The 20589-nt window shown below is 73.0% G+C and carries 19 protein-coding genes and 1 pseudogene; 9 read left to right on the forward strand and 11 right to left on the reverse strand.

Annotated features, from left to right (window positions below; genetic code table 11):
• Positions 1-66: 66 nt before the first annotated feature.
• Complete coding sequence (locus ACRAKH_RS03840) at positions 67-561, forward strand: Lrp/AsnC family transcriptional regulator (RefSeq protein WP_380721963.1); 495 nt, start codon at positions 67-69, stop codon at positions 559-561.
• Between the two features lie 72 nt (positions 562-633).
• On the opposite strand, the gene greA is transcribed toward ACRAKH_RS03840, so the two are convergent.
• Positions 634-1128, reverse strand: a complete 495-nt coding sequence (greA, locus tag ACRAKH_RS03845) for a transcription elongation factor GreA (protein WP_380721961.1) — start codon at positions 1126-1128, stop codon at positions 634-636.
• Between the two features lie 186 nt (positions 1129-1314).
• On the reverse strand, positions 1315-1725 hold the full coding sequence (locus ACRAKH_RS03850) for a DUF4307 domain-containing protein (RefSeq protein ID WP_380721959.1): 411 nt from the start codon (positions 1723-1725) through the stop codon (positions 1315-1317).
• 110 nt (positions 1726-1835) lie between these two features.
• Between ACRAKH_RS03850 and mca the strand changes: the two genes are divergently transcribed.
• Entirely contained in the window at positions 1836-2717 is an 882-nt protein-coding gene (gene mca, locus ACRAKH_RS03855) for a mycothiol conjugate amidase Mca (protein WP_380721957.1), read from the forward strand.
• A complete protein-coding gene (locus ACRAKH_RS03860) occupies positions 2714-3037 on the forward strand; it encodes a hypothetical protein (protein WP_380721955.1) in 324 nt (107 codons plus the stop codon). Before mca ends, ACRAKH_RS03860 begins: the two co-directional genes overlap by 4 nt.
• Positions 3038-3055: 18 nt before the next feature.
• On the opposite strand, the pseudogene ACRAKH_RS03865 reads toward ACRAKH_RS03860, so the two are convergent.
• Positions 3056-3775: pseudogene (locus ACRAKH_RS03865) on the reverse strand (metallophosphoesterase); the annotation flags it as partial.
• A 71-nt stretch (positions 3776-3846) separates the two neighbouring features.
• On the opposite strand from ACRAKH_RS03865, the gene ACRAKH_RS03870 reads away from it, so the two are divergent.
• Together ACRAKH_RS03870 and ACRAKH_RS03875 are read left to right on the forward strand one after the other, a co-directional pair.
• Positions 3847-5814 carry a thioredoxin domain-containing protein gene (locus ACRAKH_RS03870; protein ID WP_447009633.1) on the forward strand — a complete coding sequence of 656 codons (1968 nt, stop codon included), beginning with the start codon at positions 3847-3849 and terminating at the stop codon, positions 5812-5814.
• Between the two features lie 75 nt (positions 5815-5889).
• The gene (locus tag ACRAKH_RS03875; protein WP_380721951.1) at positions 5890-6447 is read left to right on the forward strand and encodes a hypothetical protein; all 558 of its coding nucleotides are present in this window, start codon (positions 5890-5892) and stop codon (positions 6445-6447) included.
• Here ACRAKH_RS03875 and ACRAKH_RS03880 read toward each other — a convergent pair whose 3' ends face one another.
• Together ACRAKH_RS03880 and trhA are read right to left on the reverse strand one after the other, a co-directional pair.
• Positions 6448-6759 carry a hypothetical protein gene (locus ACRAKH_RS03880; RefSeq protein ID WP_380721949.1) on the reverse strand — a complete coding sequence of 104 codons (312 nt, stop codon included), beginning with the start codon at positions 6757-6759 and terminating at the stop codon, positions 6448-6450.
• 171 nt (positions 6760-6930) lie between these two features.
• Positions 6931-7602 (reverse strand): PAQR family membrane homeostasis protein TrhA, encoded by a 672-nt coding sequence (gene trhA, locus ACRAKH_RS03885; RefSeq protein WP_380721947.1) that lies wholly within the window; start codon positions 7600-7602, stop codon positions 6931-6933.
• A gap of 88 nt (positions 7603-7690) precedes the next feature.
• Here trhA and ACRAKH_RS03890 point away from each other — a divergent pair, with 88 nt between their 5' ends.
• Positions 7691-8470, forward strand: a complete 780-nt coding sequence (locus ACRAKH_RS03890; protein WP_380721945.1) for an isoprenyl transferase — start codon at positions 7691-7693, stop codon at positions 8468-8470.
• A gap of 124 nt (positions 8471-8594) precedes the next feature.
• Here ACRAKH_RS03890 and ACRAKH_RS03895 read toward each other — a convergent pair whose 3' ends face one another.
• The gene (locus tag ACRAKH_RS03895; protein WP_380721943.1) at positions 8595-8915 is read right to left on the reverse strand and encodes a hypothetical protein; all 321 of its coding nucleotides are present in this window, start codon (positions 8913-8915) and stop codon (positions 8595-8597) included.
• A 226-nt stretch (positions 8916-9141) separates the two neighbouring features.
• Here ACRAKH_RS03895 and ACRAKH_RS03900 point away from each other — a divergent pair, with 226 nt between their 5' ends.
• Both ACRAKH_RS03900 and ACRAKH_RS03905 read left to right on the forward strand, forming a co-directional pair.
• Entirely contained in the window at positions 9142-10380 is a 1239-nt protein-coding gene (locus ACRAKH_RS03900; protein ID WP_380721941.1) for a DUF885 domain-containing protein, read from the forward strand.
• A gap of 492 nt (positions 10381-10872) precedes the next feature.
• Complete coding sequence (locus tag ACRAKH_RS03905; RefSeq protein WP_380721939.1) at positions 10873-12162, forward strand: PhoH family protein; 1290 nt, start codon at positions 10873-10875, stop codon at positions 12160-12162.
• Between the two features lie 129 nt (positions 12163-12291).
• Here ACRAKH_RS03905 and ACRAKH_RS03910 read toward each other — a convergent pair whose 3' ends face one another.
• The 4 genes from ACRAKH_RS03910 to ACRAKH_RS03925 form a co-directional block, all read right to left on the reverse strand.
• Positions 12292-13059, reverse strand: coding sequence for an ABC transporter permease (locus ACRAKH_RS03910; protein WP_380721937.1), 768 nt, complete (start codon positions 13057-13059; stop codon positions 12292-12294).
• Complete coding sequence (locus tag ACRAKH_RS03915; RefSeq protein WP_380721977.1) at positions 13056-13991, reverse strand: ABC transporter ATP-binding protein; 936 nt, start codon at positions 13989-13991, stop codon at positions 13056-13058. The genes ACRAKH_RS03910 and ACRAKH_RS03915 overlap by 4 nt, the downstream gene beginning before the upstream one ends.
• A 68-nt stretch (positions 13992-14059) precedes the next feature.
• Positions 14060-15499, reverse strand: a complete 1440-nt coding sequence (locus ACRAKH_RS03920; RefSeq protein WP_380721935.1) for a GuaB1 family IMP dehydrogenase-related protein — start codon at positions 15497-15499, stop codon at positions 14060-14062.
• A gap of 106 nt (positions 15500-15605) precedes the next feature.
• Entirely contained in the window at positions 15606-17171 is a 1566-nt protein-coding gene (locus ACRAKH_RS03925) for an ATP-dependent DNA ligase (RefSeq protein WP_380721933.1), read from the reverse strand.
• A gap of 176 nt (positions 17172-17347) precedes the next feature.
• On the opposite strand from ACRAKH_RS03925, the gene ACRAKH_RS03930 reads away from it, so the two are divergent.
• Complete coding sequence (locus tag ACRAKH_RS03930; protein ID WP_380721931.1) at positions 17348-19228, forward strand: tachylectin-related carbohydrate-binding protein; 1881 nt, start codon at positions 17348-17350, stop codon at positions 19226-19228.
• Here the strand turns inward: ACRAKH_RS03930 and pdxR are convergent.
• Positions 19221-20588, reverse strand: a complete 1368-nt coding sequence (pdxR, locus tag ACRAKH_RS03935) for a MocR-like pyridoxine biosynthesis transcription factor PdxR (protein ID WP_447009634.1) — start codon at positions 20586-20588, stop codon at positions 19221-19223. The two genes, ACRAKH_RS03930 and pdxR, sit on opposite strands and share 8 nt — an antisense overlap.
• Between the last annotated feature and the right edge of the window lies 1 nt (position 20589).

Here is a 20589-nt window from a genome sequence, read left to right on the forward strand (position 1 = left end):
GATGTGCTCGCCTGGTCAGGGTGAGCAACAGTAGCTTGTTTCACTGGTCATTTTGTACAGTGGTGCATGCCTTCGGACCCACAAGCTGAACACTCTGACCAGGCCGTGGACGCACTGGACGCACGGCTGTTGCTGCTGCTCACCGACGAGCCGCGGGTGGGCGTGCTGGAGTGCTCGCGGCGGCTCGGCGTGGCCCGCGGCACGGTGCAGGCCCGACTGGACCGGCTGGTGGCGCGGGGCGTGCTGACCGGCTTCCCGCCGGCGCTCGACCTGGCCGCGATGGGCTACGGCCTGACCGCGTTCGCCGTGCTGGAGATCGCGCAGGGCAGGCGGCAGGAGGTGTCGGACGGGCTGGCCGCCATCAACGAGGTGTGCGAGGTCCACGCGACCACCGGCCAGGGCGACCTGTTCGTGCGCGTGGTGGCCAGGTCGAACGCCGACCTGCAACGGGTGATCGACTCGATCGTGGACGTGCCGGGCGTGCAGCGCCTGTCCACGTCGATCGCACTGTCCACCCCCGTCCCGCCGCGGGTGCGCCCCCTGCTGGAGCGCATCACGTGACGGGTCGGGAGCGGGCCCGACAGCAGAAGGGCGGCCACCCCGCGTGGTGGCCGCCCTCCCGGTGTCTGGGGGTCAGCCGGCGTACGGCACGGCCTTGATCAGCGTGACCTTCATCGTGCTGCCGTTGGGCAGTTCGTACTCGCGTGTCTCGCCGTCCTTCGCGCCGAGCAGCGCCTTGCCGAGCGGGGACGAGGGGGAGTAGACCTCGAGGGCGCCGTGTGCGCCTTCCTCGCGGGTGGCGAGGAGGAACTCCTCGGTCTCGTCGTCCCCGTCGTAGCGGACGGTGAGCACCATGCCCGGAGCCGCGATGCCCGCGACGGTCGGCGCCTCGCCGACCTTGGCGACGCGCAGCAGCTCCTGCAACTGCCGGATGCGGGCCTCCTGCTTGCCCTGCTCCTCACGGGCCGCGTGGTACCCGCCGTTCTCCCGGAGGTCACCCTCCTCGCGACGCGCGTTGATCTCCGCAGCAATGACCGGGCGATTCTCGATCATCTCGTCCAGCTCAGCCTTGAGCCGGTCGTAGGCCTCCTGGGTCAGCCAGGTCACCTCAGTGTCGCTCACGGTCACCAACTCCTTGTCTTGCTCCAAGCCCACGGCGTGGGCCGGCAGTTCCCGGGCGCACCAGCCCGGAACGGAAAAACACGGCCCGCGTCGGGGCCGTGCTGAAAGGCCAGAGTAACACGCCCATAACGTTCGAAGACGGCGTTTTGTTCCCGGATGCGCCGGTAAACCCGCACATCACCCGCTTGGCCGCTACTCCTTGGACAGGTAGGGCGGAACCTGGTAGGAGCAGCCGAAGACCTCTCCGGTGACCGGCGGCTTGGACGTCCGCAGCACGGTCGTCGCCCGGATCGTGTCGGCGCCCGGCTCGACCAGCACCTCGCGCCGGCCCGCCTCGTCCCCGTCCTGGGAGCGCGCCCGCACGATGCACACGACGGGCCGCTCCGGCGTCTGCCGGACCACCTCGAACGTGATCTCCACCGTGCTGTCGTCGAGCACCTCGAACGCGGTCTGCTTCGCCTCGACCGGCATGGTGCCCAGGTTGCGGTAGCCGACCCACGCGACGACCCCGCCCAGGAGCACCGCCATCACGGGGAGTGACCACCTGGCCCACTTCGGCAGTGGCTTCCGGGGTGTGCCGTACCGGCCCTCGGGCAGTGCCACTTGCCAACGCCTTCCTGCCCGTGGGGAACAATGGCCATCGACGATCGCGTTGAGTGTCGCAGGGGCCGGACCGGGCCCAGTCGGCAGGGCCGAGGAGGAGCACCACCGTCATGGTTGAGAAGCTGCGCCTGATGGCGGTGCACGCGCACCCCGACGACGAGTCGAGCAAGGGCGCCGCGACGATGGCGCGCTACGTGGCCGAGGGCCACGAGGTCATGGTCGTGACCTGCACCGGGGGTGAGGCGGGCAGCATCCTGAACCCCGCCATGGACCGCCCCGAGGTGCTGGAGAACATGGCCGAGATCCGTCGCGGCGAGATGGCCCGTGCCGCCGAGATCCTGGGCGTCCGGCACCGCTGGCTGGGGTTCGTCGACTCGGGCCTGCCCGAGGGCGACCCGCTGCCCCCGCTGCCCGAGGGCTGCTTCGCCCTCGTGCCGCTGGAGGAGTCCACGCCCCCGCTGGTCCAGGTGATCCGCGAGTTCCGCCCGCACGTGGTCGTCACCTACGACGAGAACGGCGGCTACCCGCACCCCGACCACATCCGCTGCCACGAGGTGTCGGTGGCCGCGTTCGACGCGGCGGGCGACCCGGAGCGCTACCCCGAGCTGGGTGAGCCGTGGCAGCCGTTGAAGCTGTACTACTCGCACGGCTTCTCCCGCGCGAAGCTCACCGCGTTCCACGACGCGCTGATCGCCCGCGGCCTGGAGTCGCCGTACGCCGAGTGGCTGGCGGGCTGGGACAAGGACAAGCCGGACGTCATCGAGCGCGTCACCACGCGCGTCGAGTGCGCCGACTACTTCCCGGTGCGCGACGAGGCGCTGAAGGCCCACGCCACCCAGATCGACCCCGAGAGCCGCTGGTTCGCCGTGCCGCTGGAGATGCAGCGCGAGGTGTGGCCGACGGAGGAGTACGAGCTGGCCCGGTCGCTGGTCGACAGCACCGTGCCCGAGGACGACCTGTTCGCGGGCGTCCGGGAGAGGGTGACGGCGTGACGCCGTTCGCCCCGACGTCGTTCGGCTCGACGTCGTTCGGCTCGACGGGGCTCGGCCCGGTCCCGTGGTCCGAGACCACGGCGGTCGTGCTGGCCCGGCAGCCGTCGACGGAGAAGGACCCGGGCGGTCAGCAGGAGGACTTCGGCAAGTCCTCCCCGCTCGGCCTGCTCGTGCTGGTGCTGTTCTTCATCGCGGTGTTCTTCCTGGTCAAGTCGATGAGCAAGCACCTGAGGAAGCTGCCGGCGTCGTTCGACGAGCCCGAGCCCAAGGCCGGCGGCAAGCCGGACGGCGACGGTGACGGCGGGGCGAAGAAGGGCTGACGGCCGGGCTCATTGGCGGTACCAGGCGCGGCGGGCGGGCACGGACACCAGCTCGCGCTCCGGGTAGCGCAGCGCGGTGAGCCTGCCGCCGAACACGCAGCCGGTGTCCAGGCACAACGTCCCGTTCACCCACTCCGGCTCCTCCACCGGCGTGTGTCCGTACAGGACCATCGCGGCGCCGCGGTAGTCCTCGGCCCACGGGTGCCGGACGGGGAACCCGCGCGCGTCGTACCGGCCGGTCGGGACGCCCCACAGGGCCAGCTCGCGCATCCGCGCCGACTCCCGCCCGTGGTACCGCTCGGGCAGGCCCGCGTGCGCGATGACGAGCTTGCCCGCGTCCAGCACGTAGTGCGGCACCAACGCGTCGCAGAACGCCAGCACCTCGGCCCGGAACGCCGGCGTCTCCCGGCCCAGCTGCTCCAGCGACTCCGCGAGCCCGTGGCGCGCCTGCACGTCGTGCCCCTTCAGCGCGCGGACCAGCTTCTCCTCGTGGTTGCCGCGCACGGAGATCGCGTTGCCCGCCGCCACCATGCCCATCGCGAGCCGCAGCACGCCCGGCGTGTCCGGTCCCCGGTCCACCAGGTCGCCCAGGAACGCCACCTTGCGCCCGTCCGGGTGCGCCCCGTCGGCCGAGTAGCCCAGCTCCCGCAACAGGTGCGCCAGCTCGACGCGGCACCCGTGGACGTCGCCGACCACGTCGAACGGGCCGGTCTCGTGGCGCAGGTCGTGGGGGAGGGGCGCGGCCGGGGACTCCATCCGCCCAGTCTGATCGACCGGTCCGGCGGTTGTCCGCGAATTACTGTTGGGGCATGACGAACCGGCTCGCGTCCTCGACCAGCCCGTACCTCCTCCAGCACGCGGACAACCCGGTGCACTGGTGGGAGTGGTCACCGGAGGCGTTCGCCGAGGCCCGCCGGCGGGACGTGCCGGTGCTGCTGTCGGTCGGGTACGCGGCCTGCCACTGGTGCCACGTGATGGCGCACGAGTCGTTCGAGGACGAGGCCACCGCGGCGTACCTGAACGAGCACTTCGTCAACGTCAAGGTGGACCGCGAGGAGCGGCCGGACGTCGACGCGGTCTACATGGCCGTCACCCAGGCCCTCAGCGGGCACGGCGGGTGGCCCATGACGTGCTTCCTGACGCCCGGCGGCGAGCCGTTCTACGCGGGCACGTACTACCCGCCGTCCCCGCGGCCCGGCCTGCCGTCGTTCCGGCAGGTCTTGGAGGCCATCACGCACGCGTGGCGCGAGCAGGGCGACGAGGTGCGCGAGTCGGCGGCCGGGATCGTGGCGCAGCTGGCGTTCCAGCCGCTGCCGCAGTCCACTGTGGACGACGACGTGCTGTCGGGCGCGGTGGTGTCGCTGCTCGGGCACTTCGACCGGACCAACGCCGGGTTCGGCGGCGCGCCCAAGTTCCCGCCGTCGATGGTGCTGGAGTTCCTGCTGCGCCACCACGAGCGCACCGGGTCCGTCGAGGCGCTGTCGATGGCTCGGGCGACGTGCGGCGCGATGGCGGACGGCGGGCTGTACGACCAGCTCGCCGGCGGGTTCGCGCGGTACAGCGTGGACGCCGCGTGGGTGGTGCCGCACTTCGAGAAGATGTTGTACGACAACGCGTTGCTGCTGCGCGTGTACACGCACCTGAGCCGCCGTGACGACAACCCGCGGTACGCGGCCGTGGCGCGGGAGACCGCCGACTTCCTGATCCGCGACCTCGGCACGCCGGAGGGCGGGTTCGCGGCGTCGCTCGACGCGGACACCGAGGGCGTCGAGGGCCTGACGTACGTGTGGACGCCCGCCCAGCTGGTCGAGGTGCTCGGCCTGGCGGACGGCGCGCGGGCCGCGGCGCTGTACGGCGTGACGGACGAGGGCACGTTCGAGCACGGCAGCTCGACGTTGCGGATGCTCGGCACGCCGGACCCGGAGCTGGCGGCCCGGCTGCTGGAGGCGCGCGACCGCCGACCGCAGCCGGGGCGTGACGACAAGGTCGTGACGGCGTGGAACGGGCTCGCGATCGCGGCGCTGGCGGAGGCGGGCGCGGTGCTCGGCGAGCCGCGCTGGGTGGAGGCGGCGGCACGGGCGGCGACGCTGGTGCTGGACGTCCACCTGGTCGACGGGCGGCTGCTGCGCACGTCCCGGCACGGTGCGGCGGGCACGGCGGCGGGCGTGCTGGAGGACTACGGCTGCTTCGCCGACGGCCTGCTCGCCCTGCACCAGGCCACCGGCGACGTCAAGTGGTTCACCGCCGCCTGTGGACTGCTCGACACCGCGCTGGCCCGGTTCGCGGGCGGCGAGCCCGGCGTCTACTACGACACGGCCGACGACGCGGAGGCGCTGGTGCAGCGGCCGTCGGACCCGTCGGACAACGCGAGCCCGTCCGGCGCGTCCTCGCTGGCGTCGGCCCTGGTCACGGCGTCCGTGCTGGGCGGGCCGTCGACGTACCGCGACGCCGCCGAGGCCGCTCTGGGTCGGGCCGGTCTGCTGGCCGCCCGTGAGCCCCGGTTCGCCGGGCACTGGCTGAGCGTGGCCGAGGCGCTGGCGCTGGGACCGGTGCAGGTCGCCGTGGTCGGGGACGCGCCGGAACTCGTCCGCGCCGCGTGGTCCGGGGTGCACGGCGGCGGTGTCGTGGTGGGCGGCGAGCCGGGCTCGGCGCCGTTGCTGGAGGACCGGCCGCTGGTGGACGGCGGCGCGGCGGCGTACGTGTGCCGCGGGTACGTGTGCGACCGGCCCGTGACGTCGGTGGCGGAGCTGGCCGAGGCCCTGACCGTCCACCGATAGCGAACCACTCTCCCCGCACTTCGTTGCGGGCGTAGCGTCGGCATCGACGTAATCATGTAATCAAGGTGGTGCGCGATGCGACGTGGATGGGGAGGCCGGGGCGGGTGGCAGCAGGCCGACCAGCCGCCGGCGGACGACGCGGCGGGCTGGTTCACCGGGAGGCTGCCCGACGGCTGGTTCACCGAGCCGCCGGTGGTGACGGTGGACCGCGAGGAGATCGTGGTCGTGGGCACGCTGCCCGCGGTGGAGGGCGAGTTCGCCGACGACGCCGAGCGGGCCGCGGCCGAGTCGGGCCGGATCAGCCGGTTCCGCGAGCAGACCAGGGACGAGCGGATCGAGATCGCCCGCCAGGCCGAGCACCGCTACCGGCGCAAGGTCGCCTGGGGCGCCCGGCTCGGCGGCACGGAGGAGCTGTTCACCACGCTGTCGGTGCCGGTGATGACCCGGCTGCGGCAGCCCGAGCGGATGGTGCTGGACACGCTGGTCGCGGCGGGCGTGGCCCGGTCGCGGTCCGAGGCGCTGGCGTGGGCGGTGCGGCTGGTCGGCGAGCACGCCGACACGTGGCTGACCGAGCTGCGCGAAGCCATGACCCGCGTGGACGACCTGCGCGCGCAGGGCCCAGACCTGACCTGATCAGCCGGTGGAGACCTGCCCGACGTCGACGAGGAACTCGGTCCGCCCGTCCTGCGCCTCGATGCCGAAGGGCAGGCGGGTCGAGATCGTCAACACCTCGGTCCCGTCCGTGAGCCGCCCGCGCCCGACGACCTCGCACGGCACCTCCACGTCCACCGGGTAGGCGGTGTGGTTGCGCAGGCGGTCCTCGTCGTCGAACACGGTGGGCTTGTCGAACAGGCTCCACACGACGCCGTGCGCGTCGGTGATCTGCACCTGCACCCACCCGGGGAACGGCTCGTCGCTCACCCACCGCACGGCGCGGCCGGTCACGAAGGTCAAGGTGTGCTCCGACAGGTCGGGGTTACGTGGGGGCGAACCGGGTCGAGCGACCCGGCCGCCGGGCGGGACAAGTGTGCACAACCAACCCCCGCACCGCATCCCAGCAGGGCGGACCCCGTCAACTCACCCCGCGCCCGCACCTCCCGGCCGGCCGCCGCGGGGTCAGGAGTAGATCGCGAACCAGATGGCGATGTAGTGGCACAGCGCCGCCAGCACCGTGGCCGCGTGGAAGAACTCGTGGTAGCCGAAGACCTGCGGCCAGGGGTTGGGCCAGCGGGTGGCGTAGAAGACGGCGCCCGCGGTGTAGAGGAGGCCGCCCACCAGGAGCAGGACCAGCGCGGCCACGCCCACGTGGTGGAGGAGGTCGGGCAGGACGAACACCGCCACCCAGCCCAGGGCGATGTAGATCGGCACCCCGAGCCACCGCGGCGCGTGCGGCCAGGCCAGCTTCAGCGTGACGCCGCCCAGCGCGCCGAGCCACACCACGAGCAGCACGACGTTGCCGGTGCTCGGGGGCATCGCCAGCAGGGCGAACGGGGTGTAGGTGCCGGCGATGAACACGAAGATCATCGAGTGGTCGAGGCGCTTCATCCACGTCCGCGCCCGCGCGCTCACCCAGTTCACCCGGTGGTACAGGGCGCTCACGCCGAACAGGCCGAGCACCGTCGCCCCGTAGATCGACGTGGCCAGCGCCGCCTTCGCGGACACCGTGGCCGCCGCCAGGGCGATCAGCGTCGCGCCCGTCCCCACCGACACGACGAACGACCAGAGGTGCAGCCAGCCGCGCAGACGAGGCCGCAACGCGGCTGCGGGCTGCTGGGGATGCGTCGACATGGTCACCTGCCCGAGGTTACGGGAGCGTAGGTCGGCGGGTCAGCAGGCGGCGGCGTGACCGCGCCCACCCGGCGTACGCTCTTCCAGCGTGGGTCTTCGCGAACGGGTCAAGAGCGTCCTGCTCAAGGGTTACGAGTTCCGCCTCAACCGCTGGCTCGACGGCAAGCAACGACCACGCCACGTCGGCGTGGTGCTCGACGGGAACCGCCGCTGGGCCAAGGAAGCGGGCTTCACCGACGTCGCGCACGGTCATCGCGCCGGCGCCCGCAAGATCCTCGAACTGCTGAGCTGGTGCCGGGAGGCCGAGGTCGAGGTGGTGACGCTGTGGATGCTGTCCACGGACAACCTCGCCCGCCCCGCCGAAGAGCTCGAACCGCTGCTCGACATCATCGCCGACATCGTGGACGAGCTCGCCGAGCCCGGCAACCCGTGGCGCATCCGGCACGTCGGCGCCCTGGACATGCTGCCCACCGAGACCGCGGCCCGGCTGTCCGCGGCGGCCCTGCGCACCCGTGACCGCACGGGCCTGGAGGTCAACGTCGCGGTCGGCTACGGCGGCCGGCAGGAGATCGCCGACGCGGTCCGCAAGCTGCTGCAGAAGCACGCCGAGTCCGGCGGCACGATCGAGGAGCTGGCCGAGGTCCTGGACGTCGACCACATCGCCGAGCACCTCTACACGTCCGGCCAGCCCGACCCGGACCTGCTCATCCGCACGTCGGGGGAGCAGCGCCTGTCCGGGTTCATGCTGTGGCAGTCGGCGCACTCCGAGTTCTGGTTCTGCGAGGCCTACTGGCCGGAGTTCCGCCGCACCGACTTCCTGCGCGCGTTGCGCGACTACGCGATCCGGCACCGCCGCTTCGGGTCCTGAACGCCCCCGCGGCGGCGAATAGCCCGCAGCGACTTGAGCTTATTCACTCGAAAGAGTTGCAATTCCGACAGTAAAGGGACGGCCGTGGCGCGAGGCCACGACCGTCCCTTTAGCCATTCGACACTCAGTCGTCGATGGCCGGGCCGTCCTCGTTCGCGATGACGTTCGTGCAGTCACCCTCGTCGTTGCCCGAGAGGATCGGCACGGCGATCACGTTGACGTCCACGTGGCAGACGTTGATGTTGCTCAGGAGCTGGGAGTCGTTCAGGTTGACGAGGCCGAGCTGCTCCTCGTTCTCGTCCTGCTCCGTCTCCTGGGACGCCCAGACCCAGCCGTGCGGGTCGTGGTAGTGGTCCGACTCGTCGCCGGTGGTCGCGAATGCGGGGGCGCCCGCCAGCATGAAGCTGGCGGCAATTGCGGTGACCGCAGCTGCCTTCTTCAGCACGTTAATCTCTCCTTGAGTCGAAGACTTCGTCGCATCGGGAGCGCCCGTTGTATTACGGAGGGCTTCCGCGACAAGAACATACCTAGATGGGCCGGCCCCGTGGGGTGCCGATAACACGATTGTGTGATCTTGCGGGCCCTTTTTCCCCTGTAACGGTGATAGTGCTTGCGCTGGGTTTAATGCGTTGTCGCCGTGTTTGCCCTGGTTGACGTAGGCTGCCCGCCCTATGGACGCCGGTGAGGTGGTGCGCGGGTACCTGCTGCTGGGGTTGCGGCTCGACCGCCTGCACCCAGGCCTGGTCGACTCGTTCACCGGCGACCGGGCCCTGCGCCGCACGGTGGACAACGAGCCCCGCCCGCACCCGGTGGCCCTGGCCCGACAGGCCGCGCAGCTGCGCCGGGAGCTGCCCGGCGTCGACCTCGACCCGGACCGCAAGCGGTTCCTCGACGCCCACCTGGTCGCCGCCGAGACGACCGCGCGCAAGCTCGCCGGGGTGCGCGTCGACTTCGTGGACGAGGTGCGGGCGTACTTCCAGGTCGACGTCCGCCCCGGCCACCCCGACACCTACCGCCGCGCGCACGCCAAGCTGGACGACCTGCTGCCCGGCCCCGGCTCGCTGGCCGAGCGGCTGGCCGATCACCGCGCCCTGGACGAGGTGCCGCCGCGCCGGCTGAAGGTCACCGTGCAGGCACTCTCCAGCGCGCTGCGCGACCGCGTCCGGCAGCGGTTCGAGCTGCCCGTGAACGAGGTCGTGGAGTACGAGGTCGTCACCGACAAGCCGTGGAGCGGCTTCAACTACTACCTGGGCGGCTTCCGGTCGCGGGTGGCGGTCAACGCCGACCTCGGCCACCGGATGTCGAACCTGCCGCACCTGGTCGCGCACGAGTCGTACCCCGGCCACCACACCGAGCACTGCCGCAAGGAGGTGGGGCTGGTCGGCAAGCGGGGCCACGCCGAGCAGGCGTTGTTCCTGATCAACAGCCCGCAGTGCCTGATGGCGGAGGGCATGGCGGAACTCGGCCTGCACGCCGTGGTCGGCCGCGGCTGGGGCCGCTGGGCCGAGGACGTCATGGCCGACCTCGGCCTCCGGATGGACGGCGAGCTGGCCGAGCGCGTGGAGTCGGCGCTGTCCGGGCTGCTCACCGTGCGGCAGGACGCGGCGCTGATGCTGCACGACCGCAACGCCCACCCGGACGACGTGGTGGCGTTCCTGTGCCGGTGGCTGCTGGTCCCGGAGCGCCGCGCCCGGCACATGCTGCGCTTCCTCGCCGACCCGCTGTGGCGCGCGTACACGACGACGTACGTCGAGGGCGTGCGCCTGGTCCGCGCCTGGCTCGACCTCCGCGCCCCGACGGACACGCTCGGCGACCGCTACCTGAGGCTCCTCGACGAACCGCTGCTGCCCGCGACGCTCGCCGCGGAGGTCGAGGCGGGGGTGCCCTGGCTGGGTCGCGACCCTGGGTGACGGACCCGGCCACGTTCAGCCGAACACGCCCTGAGCTGCGTGGACGACGTCACGTTGCGCCGATGTGACGGTCGCCGACCGGCCGCGGGCCCCTCAGCGGCCACCTTTCCCGTGTTTTGCGCGGAGGTGACGAATTCACGAATCACCTGTGTGGCTGCCTGCATAAGAGGGACCTGCGGAGGTAACTTCCGGTTGGCGGGACGCGTCCACTGCGGACCGCGCAGGGAGGCCCTGATCGTGGCTGTCGTCGAGTTGCCGGTTCCGCCGGCGGTGATGAGCGCGAGGGGGCCGGCACCCGGCCCTCGTGGTCGGCACGCCTGAGCTAGCGGGGCGTGCCGGTCGATCGGGGTGGTGCCTGGCCCAGCGAGGAGCGGACGCGGGTGCCGCGTTCGTGAGGGAGTTGCCGTGAACGCACGACGACCCGCGAGCCGTTCCTCAGGCTCATCGCGCAGCACTTCCCGGCGCCGTGGCGCGCCGACGACCCACACGTACGTGGTGGACACGTCCGTGCTGCTCTCCGACCCCCTGGCCACCACGCGGTTCGCCGAGCACGAGGTCGTGCTGCCGCTCGTGGTGATCAGCGAGCTGGAGGGCAAGCGGCACCACCCGGAACTGGGCTGGTTCGCGCGGGAGGCGTTGCGCCTGCTCGACGACCTGCGGCTCCAGCACGGCCGGCTGGACCACCCGGTGCCGACCGGCGACCACGGCGGCACGCTGCGCGTCGAGCTCAACCACTCCGACCCGGAGGTGCTGCCCGCGGGTTTCCGCACGGACTCCAACGACGCCCGCATCCTCGCCTGCGCGCTCAACCTCGCGGCCGAGGGCAACGTCGTCACGCTGGTCACGAAGGACATGCCGCTGCGCGTCAAGGCGGGCGCGGTGGGGCTCGCCGCCGAGGAGTACCGGGCCCACGACGTCACGTTGTCGGGCTACTCCGGCATGTCCGACGTGGACGTCGACCAGTCCGTGGTGGACGCGCTGTACCGGGAGAGCGTGATCGACCCGGCGCTGTTCGACCTCGGCCACCTGGCCGAGCTGCCGTGCCACAGCGGGTTGCGCCTGCTGGCGGGCACGTCGAGCGCGTTGGGCCGGGTCACGCCGGACAAGCAGCTCCGGCTGGTGCGCGGCGACCGGGAGGCGTTCGGGCTGCACGGCCGCTCGGCGGAGCAGCGGGTGGCGCTGGACCTGCTGCTCGACACCGAGGTCGGCATCGTCTCGCTGGGCGGACGGGCCGGCACGGGCAAGTCGGCGCTCGCGCTGTGCGCGGGCCTGGAGGCGGTGATGGAGCGCCGCCAGCACCGCAAGGTGGTGGTGTTCCGCCCGCTGTACGCGGTCGGCGGGCAGGAGCTCGGCTACCTGCCGGGCTCCGAGAGCGAGAAGATGCAGCCGTGGGCGCAGGCGGTGTTCGACACCCTCGGCGCGCTGGTCAGCCAGGACGTGGTCGAGGAGATCATGGACCGGGGCATGCTGGAGGTCATGCCGCTGACCCACATCCGGGGCCGGTCGCTGCACGACTCGTTCGTGATCGTGGACGAGGCGCAGTCGTTGGAGCGGAACGTGCTGCTCACCGTGCTGTCGCGGCTCGGCGCGAACTCGCGGGTGGTGCTCACCCACGACGTGGCGCAGCGCGACAACCTGCGCGTCGGGCGGCACGACGGCGTGGCGGCGGTGATCGAGAAGCTGAAGGGCCACCCGCTGTTCGCGCACGTCACGCTGACCCGGTCGGAGCGCTCGCCGATCGCCGCGCTGGTCACCGAGATGCTGGAGGACTACGCGTCCTGACGTTCGGCTGACGGGGCCCGCCTCCCACCGGGGGCGGGCCCCGTCGGCGCACGTCGAGCGGCACGCGGGCACGTCGACCCGCGGGCCGGCTGAGCGGCACGCGGGCCGGTCGAGCGGGACGCGGGCTAGCTAGTCGAGCGCTCGCCGGAGGAAGCCCCGGATGCCGAGCGCGCCGAAGCCCAGGACCGACGCCACCAGCACGACCAGGCACACCCACAGCGGCATGTGCGGGACGTCCGGCACGAGCACGGCCCGCATGCCCTCGCTGACGTACGTGAGCGGGTTGAGGGCGCAGAGCACCTGGAACCACCGCAGGCCGTCCAGCGCGGGCCACGGGAACTGCGCCGAGCCGGTGAACAGCAACGGGGTCAGGATGACCGCGAACATCACCGTGATGTGCCGCGGCGAGACCGACGTGCCGATCACCATGCCCACCGCCGCGCCCGCCAGGGAGCCGAGGACGGTCACCAGGAGCGCCGCGGGCAGCCCCGACACGGGCCAGCTGACGTCCAGCATGACGAACCCGATCGGGATCATCAGCACCGCGGCGAGCAGCCCGCGGACCGCGCCGAACACCATCTTCTCCACCGCGACCAGCGGGATCGGGATGGGTGCGAGGAGGCGGTCCTCGATCTCGCGGGTCCACGAGAAGTCCAGCACCAGCGGCAGGGTGGTGTTCTGCAGCGCGCCGAGGAACCCGTTCATCGCCACGATGCCGGGCAGCAGCACGGCGGCGAAGTCGTCCTGCACGTACCCGATGTCGCCGAGCACCTTGGCGAAGATGAACAGGATGAAGAACGGCTGGATGATCACCTGGGCGAGGAAGCTAGGCAGCTCCCGCCCGGTGGCGAAGACGTCGCGCCACAGGATGGCGGTGAACGTGCGCAGCGACGTCATCGCAGCTCCCGGCCGGTCAGGTGGATGAAGACGTCCTCCAGGCTCGGCGTGCCGACGGCCAGGTCGGTGACCGGCGCGCCGAGCCGTTCGAGGGTGCGCAGCACCTCGGGCAGGGCCACGGCGGGCGTGACGTCGGTGTAGAGCCGGAACATGTCCCCCACGTGCTCGACGCGCCGCACGCCGGCGACCGCGCCGAGGGCTTCGGTCACGGCCTCGGGGCCGCGGCCGGCCAGGGTGACGGTGACGCTGAGCGTCGTGCTGCCGGGCAGCGCCCGGGTCAGCTCGGACGGCCGGTCGAGGGCGAGGAGCTTGCCGTGGTCGACGATGCCGACCCGGTCGCACAGCTTCTGCGCCTCGTCCATGTCGTGCGTGGTCAGCACGACGGTGACGCCCTCGGCGCGCAGGGCGGCCACCCGGTCGTGCACGAACAGCCTGGCCTGCGGGTCGAGGCCGGTCGACGGCTCGTCCAGGAACAGCACCTTGGGGCGGTGCATGAGGGCGCGGGCGATCATCAGCCGTTGCGCCTGGCCGCCGGACAGGGTGTCGACCAGGCTCGACGCGTGGTCGGTGAGCCCCATCCGCTCCAGCACCTCGTCGGCCAGCGCGACCCGCTCGGCGCGGCCGATGCCGTGGTAGGCGGCGTGGAACAGGAGGTTCTGCCGCACGTTGAGGGCGCGGTCGAGGTTGTTGCGCTGCGGGACGACGGCGAGCAGCTGCCGGGCCCGCCGCGAGTCCGCGACCACGTCGACGCCCTCCACCAGGGCCTGGCCCGACGTGGGCCGGACCCTGGTGGTGAGCACGCCGACGGTGGTCGTCTTGCCGGCCCCGTTCGGGCCGAGGAGGCCGAACACCTCGCCGCGGCGGACCGCGAAGCCCAACCCGTCGACGGCCGGCTTCCGCCCGTTCTTGTAGACCTTGACCAGGTCCGTCACGGTCACGGCCTCGTCCGCCCGGCCGGCCCCGCGGGGCGTGGCGGCCGGGTCGTCCGGGATGCCCGGCGTCACCACCCGGAGGGCAGGGGACGGCCCTCGGCGAACCCCGCGGCGCTCTGGATGCCGAGCGTGGCCTTGGCGTGGAACTCCTCCAACGTCTGCGCGCCCGCGTAGGTGCACGCGCTGCGCACGCCCGCCGTGATCGAGTCGAGCAGGTCCTCCACGCCGGGGCGGATCGGGTCGAGCCGCATCCGGGAGGTGGAGATGCCCTCCTCGAACAGGCCCTTCCGAGCACGGTCGAAGGCGTTGTCCGTGCGGGTGCGCGCGCTGACGGCGCGCTTGGACGCCATGCCGAAGGACTCCTTGTAGAGCCGGCCCTGCTCGTCGCGCTGGAGGTCGCCGGGCGACTCGTAGGTGCCCGCGAACCAGGAGCCGACCATGACGGACGCGGCGCCGGCGGCGAGCGCGAGGGCCACGTCGCGGGGGTGGCGCACGCCGCCGTCGGCCCAGACGTGCTTGCCGAGCCGGCGGGCCTCGGCGGCGCACTCGGCCACGGCCGAGAACTGGGGGCGGCCGACGCCGGTCATCATGCGGGTCGTGCACATCGCGCCGGGGCCGACGCCGACCTTGACCACGTCCGCGCCGGCCTCGACCAGGTCGCGGACGCCTTCGGCGGTGACCACGTTGCCGGCGACGACCGGGACGGTCGGGCGGGCCTCGCGGACGGCCTTCAGCGCGGAGATCATCTTCTCCTGGTGGCCGTGGGCGGTGTCCACGACGAGGGCGTCCACGCCCGCCTGCAGCAGCTCCTCGGCCTTGGCCGTGACGTCGCCGTTGACGCCGATGGCGGCGGCCACGCGGAGCTTGCCCGCGCCGTCGAGGGCGGGCTGGTAGACGTCGGCGCGGAGGGCGCCGAGGCTGGTCATGACGCCCCGCAGGCGGCCGTCGGCGTCGACGCCGAGCGCGATGCGCTGCGTGCCGCCGTGCAGCCGGTCGAACACGTCACGCGGCGGGGTGTCCAGCGGGAGGGTGATGATCCGGTCGTCGGCCACGTCGTGCAGCCGGGTGAACCGGTCCACGCCGGAGCACGCGGCCTCGTCCACGACGCCGGTGGGCCGGCCGTCGTCGTCGACCACGACCACCGCGCCGTGCGCCCGCTTGTGGAGCAGGTTGACGGCGTCCGCGACCGAGTCTCCGGGGTGGAGGGTCAGCGGCGTGTCCCACACGGGGTGCCGGGTCTTGACCCACTGGACGATCTCGGCGACCGCCTGGGGCGCCACGTCCTGCGGCAGGACGACCAGTCCGCCGCGCCGGGCCACGGTCTCCGCCATCCGGCGTCCCGCCACCGCGGTCATGTTCGCGACCACGATCGGGATGGTCGCCCCCGTGCCGTCGGAGGTCGACAGGTCGACGCCGAACCTCGACTCGACGGCCGATCGGCCGGGCACGAGGAAGACGTCGTCGTAGGTCAGGTCGTAGCTGGGCCGATGCCCTTCGATGAACCGCACGAGACCTTGACGATACCCGCGTCACGGCGAATCCGCCCTGGTTGTGCGCACCATCGGGGCTGTCGCTACGGGGTCTGCGGTTGTGGGTTCCTCCAAACCGCGCCCATCACCCCGTTCCGCCGCCGCCGGCGGGCGACCGCTTCGGCAGGAGCGCGCGGACCGCGTCGATCGTGTCGGCCTCGCCCGCGTCCTTGTCCGGCCGGTACCGCAGGACGCGGGCGAACCGCAGCGCCACCCCGCCGGGGTAGCGGGGGCTGACCTGCACGCCGTCCAGCTCGATCTCGATCACCATCTCGGGTCGGACCAGCACGACCCAGTCCGACTTCTCGGTCGCGATCGCCATCAGCTCCCGCGTCTGCCACGCCAGCAGCTCGTCGGTGAGGCCCTTGAACGTCTTGCCGACCATGATCGGCGGGCCGCCGTCCGGGTCGCGCGCGCCGAGGTGGAGGTTCGACAGCAGGCCCTTGCGCCGGCCGCTGCCCCACTCGACGCCGAGCACCACCAGGTCGAGCGTGTGCACCGGCTTCACCTTCTGCCACGCCCGGCCCCGCCGCCCGGCCGCGTAGACCGACTCCAGCGACTTCACCATCACGCCCTCGTGCCCGGCGGCCAGCGCCTCGTCCAGCACCCGGGCCGCCTCGTCCTCGGCGGGCGCGACCGCGCCGGGGATGACGTGACCGCCCGCCACGGACCGCAGGGCGTCGAGCCGCGCGCGCAGCGGCTCGTCGAGCAGGTCCACCCCGTCGAGGTGCAGGCAGTCGAAGAAGAACGGGCTCAGCAGCAGCTCCCGCAGGTCGCCCGGTGACGTGCGCCTCCCCGCGGACGCGCGGTCGAGCAGGGCGCCGAACCGGCTCATCGTCTCCTGGAACGGCCTCGGCTTGCCGTCGTCGGTCAACGCCAGCGTCTCGCCGTCCAGCACCACCGACCGGCACGGCAGCGCGCGCACCAGCTCCACCAGCTCGGGCACGGTCGCGGTGATCTCGCGCAACGTCCGGGTGAAGATCCGCACCTCGTCGCCGGACCGGTGGACCTGGATGCGCGCGCCGTCGAGCTTGTGCTCGACCACGCACGCGCCCAGCTCGGCCAACGCCTCGGGCAGCGACTCGGCGGGCGAGGCGAGCATGGGGCGCACCGGCCGGCCGACCTCCAGCCGGAACGCGGCCAGCGCCTCGGCGCCGTCGAGCGCGGCCAGCGCCGTCTCGGGGAGCTTGCCGGACAGCATGAACGCCCGCCGCACCACGTCGCCGGGCACGTCGGCGGCGCGGGCGATCGCGTCCAGCATCACCCCTTCGAGGGCGCCTTGGCGCAGCTCGCCGGTGAGCAGCCGGCGCAGGAAGTCCTGCTCCGCCTCGGTGGCCCGGCCGAACAGGTCGGTCAGCAGCGCGGTCCGCCGCGCGGTCGAGCCCTTGCCGCCGACGGCCGCGAGCGCGCCCAGCGCCTCGTCCACATCGGACACGGTGAGCGACGGCGCGGCGGCCGGCGGGACCGCGAGGTCGAACACCGTGCGCCAGCCCGCGCCGACGCGCCCCTGGCTGGGCACGCCGACCAGGAACGACACGACGGCGGGCGTCTCCATCCGGCGCACCAGCCCGGCCAGGGCGTCCACCTTGGCCAACCGGGACCGCGTGCCCGCCACGGCGGCGGACGTCTCGACCACTTCGCTGAACAGCACGCCCACCATGGTGCACCCGACCACCGACGAAGACCCGCCGCGCGCCGTCGCGTCCCGACCGGCAAATTGTTCCGGATTGTCGGTGTGGCCAAGTACCGTGTCCCGCGATCAGGGGGGTTCGTCGCACGCGTGTTCCCCCGCTGTGCCAACCAGGACGAGCACGGACGGGAATCCAGATGAAGCACAGACCAACGGGGGGCGTCGTCTCGGCTCTGGCCGTGACGGCGATGACCGCGTCGCTGGCGGTGGCGGCGGCGCCGACCGCCGTCGCCGCGGTCGACGTGCGGTGCGCCCCCACCGCGCGGGTGTTCACCGTCCAAAGTGACGGCGACCTGTGGCTGTACGAGCACGGCACGCCGGAGTCGGGCGGGTTCGACTGGCCCAGCGCGGCGCAGATCGGCTGGGGCTGGGCCGGGCGCACGCTGGCCGGCCCGGACGGCGTGGTCTACAACATCACCGACACCGGCGAGGCGCGGCGCTTCCGCTGGAACGGCTCGGGCTGGGACACGTTCGGCACGCGCCAGTACGAGGTGGTGTCGGCGGGCAAGTGGAACCTGGACGGCGCGGCCCGGAACACGGTCACCGTCGACTCGCGCGGCGACTTCTACAAGATCGAGCACGGCTCCCTCTTCCACGGCGACGTGCGCGGCACGACCGTCGAGTGGCGGTACCTGGGCAGCGGCTTCGCCCACGACTACCTGGTGGCCTCCGGCCCCGGCGTGCTGTACGCGCGCTCCTCGGCCAACGGCGACCTGCACCGGTTGCGCTACCACGAGGACTCGCACCGCCTCTACCGCGCCATGCAGCCGGTCGGCCGGGAGTGGGGCAACGTCTGGAAGATCATCGGCGCGGGCGGCGGCGTCCTCTACGGCACGCAGCACGACGGCGACCTGTACTGGAACCGCGACAACGCGGGCGACGACCAGGAGTCCAGCTGGGCCGTCGGCGGCTCGGTCGTCGGCTACGACTGGGGGAACGACCGCGACACCGTCGCCGACCCGGCCGCCTGCGCGCGGGTGCCCGAGGCCGGTCCGGCCCGCCCGGCGGTGGCGGACGTGCCGGAGGCGGCGAGCGCCGTCGCCGAGGTCGACGGCTCGCTGCGGACGTTCCACGTGAACGCCTCGCGCACGATCACCAAGGGCGTGCAGAACGCCGACGGCACGTGGACGTTCCGCGAGTCCGTGATGGACACGCCGCGCGCCGTGACCCCCGTGTCGTTCGTGCCGCACGACGAGCGGCCGCTCCTGGTCAGCCACGGCACGGACGGCGGCGTCAGCCAGGCCCTGGTCGACGGCGTCGACGGCCCCTGGGTCGCCAAGCCGGGCCTCGCCGGGCACGCGCCGACGTCGCCCGCCGTGGTGCAGTCGGCCGACGGCACGGTGTCGGCGTACCTCACGGACGAGAACGGCGCGCTGTGGCGCCGCGCCGGCCGCCACGAGCACACCGACCCGCTGGGCGACCGGCCCTGGACCCAGCTGATCCCCGACATGGCGTACACCGGCAGGCCGGCCGCGCTGCCGCTGGCCAACGGCTCGGTGGTGGTCGCGGGCACGCTCGCGGACGGCGCGCTGCGGCTCGTCTGGGAGCGCGACGGCAAGCCGACCATGCTGTACCGGGTCCTCGGCCGGCACCTCACCGGCACGCCCACCCTGGTGCGCCACGGTGACAACGGCTTCCGCGTGTTCGCCAAGAGCGCGCACGGCGGCATCCACACGCTGCTGTTCCAGAACAACGAGCACGGCGACTGGACCGACCTCGCCGACTGGACGCAGGGCCAGGGCACGAGTGGCGTGGTCGCCGCCGTCACCGGTCCGGACGGACGGGTCGAGATCGCCTACCGGGCGTGGCGCGACCAGGGCGTCTACGTGGCGGCGCAGGAGACGCCGGGTGGTCCGTTCGGCCCGGCGACCCGCGTCGGCGACGTGGCCGCGGGCTCGGACCCGACGCTCGTGGTCCGGTCCTCGGGCGAGCGGGCGCTGGTGTTCCGCGACGGCGCGGGCGCCACGCACGTCCTCCACTCCGGGCCGACCGGCTACACCGGCGGCGCGGTCAGCTAGCCGCGATGACCCGGACCGCCTCCCGCAGGCGGTCCGGGGTCAGCGCCGCGTAGCCGAGCACCAGGCCGGGGAACGTCGGCGTGCGCGCGTAGTTCGCGAGCGCGGGCGCGTTGACGCCGCGGCGGGCCAGGCGGTCCTGCAACGCGAGGTCGTCGGCGCCGTCGGGGAGCCGGACGACGACGTGCAGGCCGGCCGCCACGCCGATCGGCGTCCAGTCGGGCCGGGCGGCGCGCAGCTCGTCGAGCAGCGCGTCCCGCCGCGCCCGGTACAGCTGGCGGGTGCGGCGGAGGTGCCGGTCGTAGCCGCCGGCGCGGAGCAGCCGGGCGAACGCGGCCTGGTGCAGCGTGCCGGTGCCGAGGTCGTCCAGCCGCTTGCGCTCCACCAGGTCCTCGCGCACCGCGGGCGGCACGACGAGCCAGCCCAGCCGCAACGCGGGCGCGAGCACCTTGCTGGTGCTGCCCTGGTAGACCACGCGGCTCGGGTCGAGGGCCTGCACCGCGCCCAGCGCCGGCCGGTCGTAGCGGTGCTCGGCGTCGTAGTCGTCCTCCACGATCAGCCCGTCGCGCGCGCGGGCCCACTCCAGCAGGGCGTGCCGCCGGGTCGGGTGCAGCACCACGCCGAGCGGGAACTGGTGCGCCGCCGTCACCACCACCACGCGACAGTCCATTCCGGACAGCAGGTCGACGCGGAGCCCGCGGTCGTCCACCGGGACGGGGTGGATCTCCAGCCCGTGCGACGCCAGCATCTCCGCGCCGCCGGGGTGGCTCGGTTCCTCGACCGCGACGCACCGGTGCCCGGCCGCGCGCAACACCCGGCCCAGCAGGGAGATCCCCTCGGCGGCGCCGTTGGTGACGACCACTTCGGACGGTCGCGCGGCCACCGCCCGGACCCGGCCCAGGTAGTCGGCGAGCTCCCGGCGCAGCGGGGCGAACCCGGCCGGGTCGGGGTAGCCGAGGTCGTCGGTGGACAGCTCCGCCAGCGCCGTCCGCTGCGCCTGCGACCACTCCTCGCGCGGGAACGCGCTCAACGCGGGCACGCCCGGCCTCAGGTCGTACCGGAACCGCGGCGCGGGGTCGGGTTCGGCGGTCGCCGCGCCCGGCCACGTGCAGGCGTCCGTGACGGTGGTGCCGGAGCCGCGGCGCGCGGTCAGGTAGCCCTCGCCGATCAACTGGGCGTACGCGGACGTGACCGTGCCGCGGGCGACGCCCAGCTGCGCGGCGAGGTCGCGGCTGGACGGCAGCCGGGTGCCCGGCGCGAGCCTGCCGTCGCGCACGGCCCGGCGCAGCTCCGACTCCACCGCGCGCCGCCCGTGCGGGGCGGGCAGGAGGAGTTCGCGATAAGTGGTCCAGTCGGCGGCCATC

The sequence above is a fragment of the Saccharothrix hoggarensis genome (genome assembly GCF_052936025.1).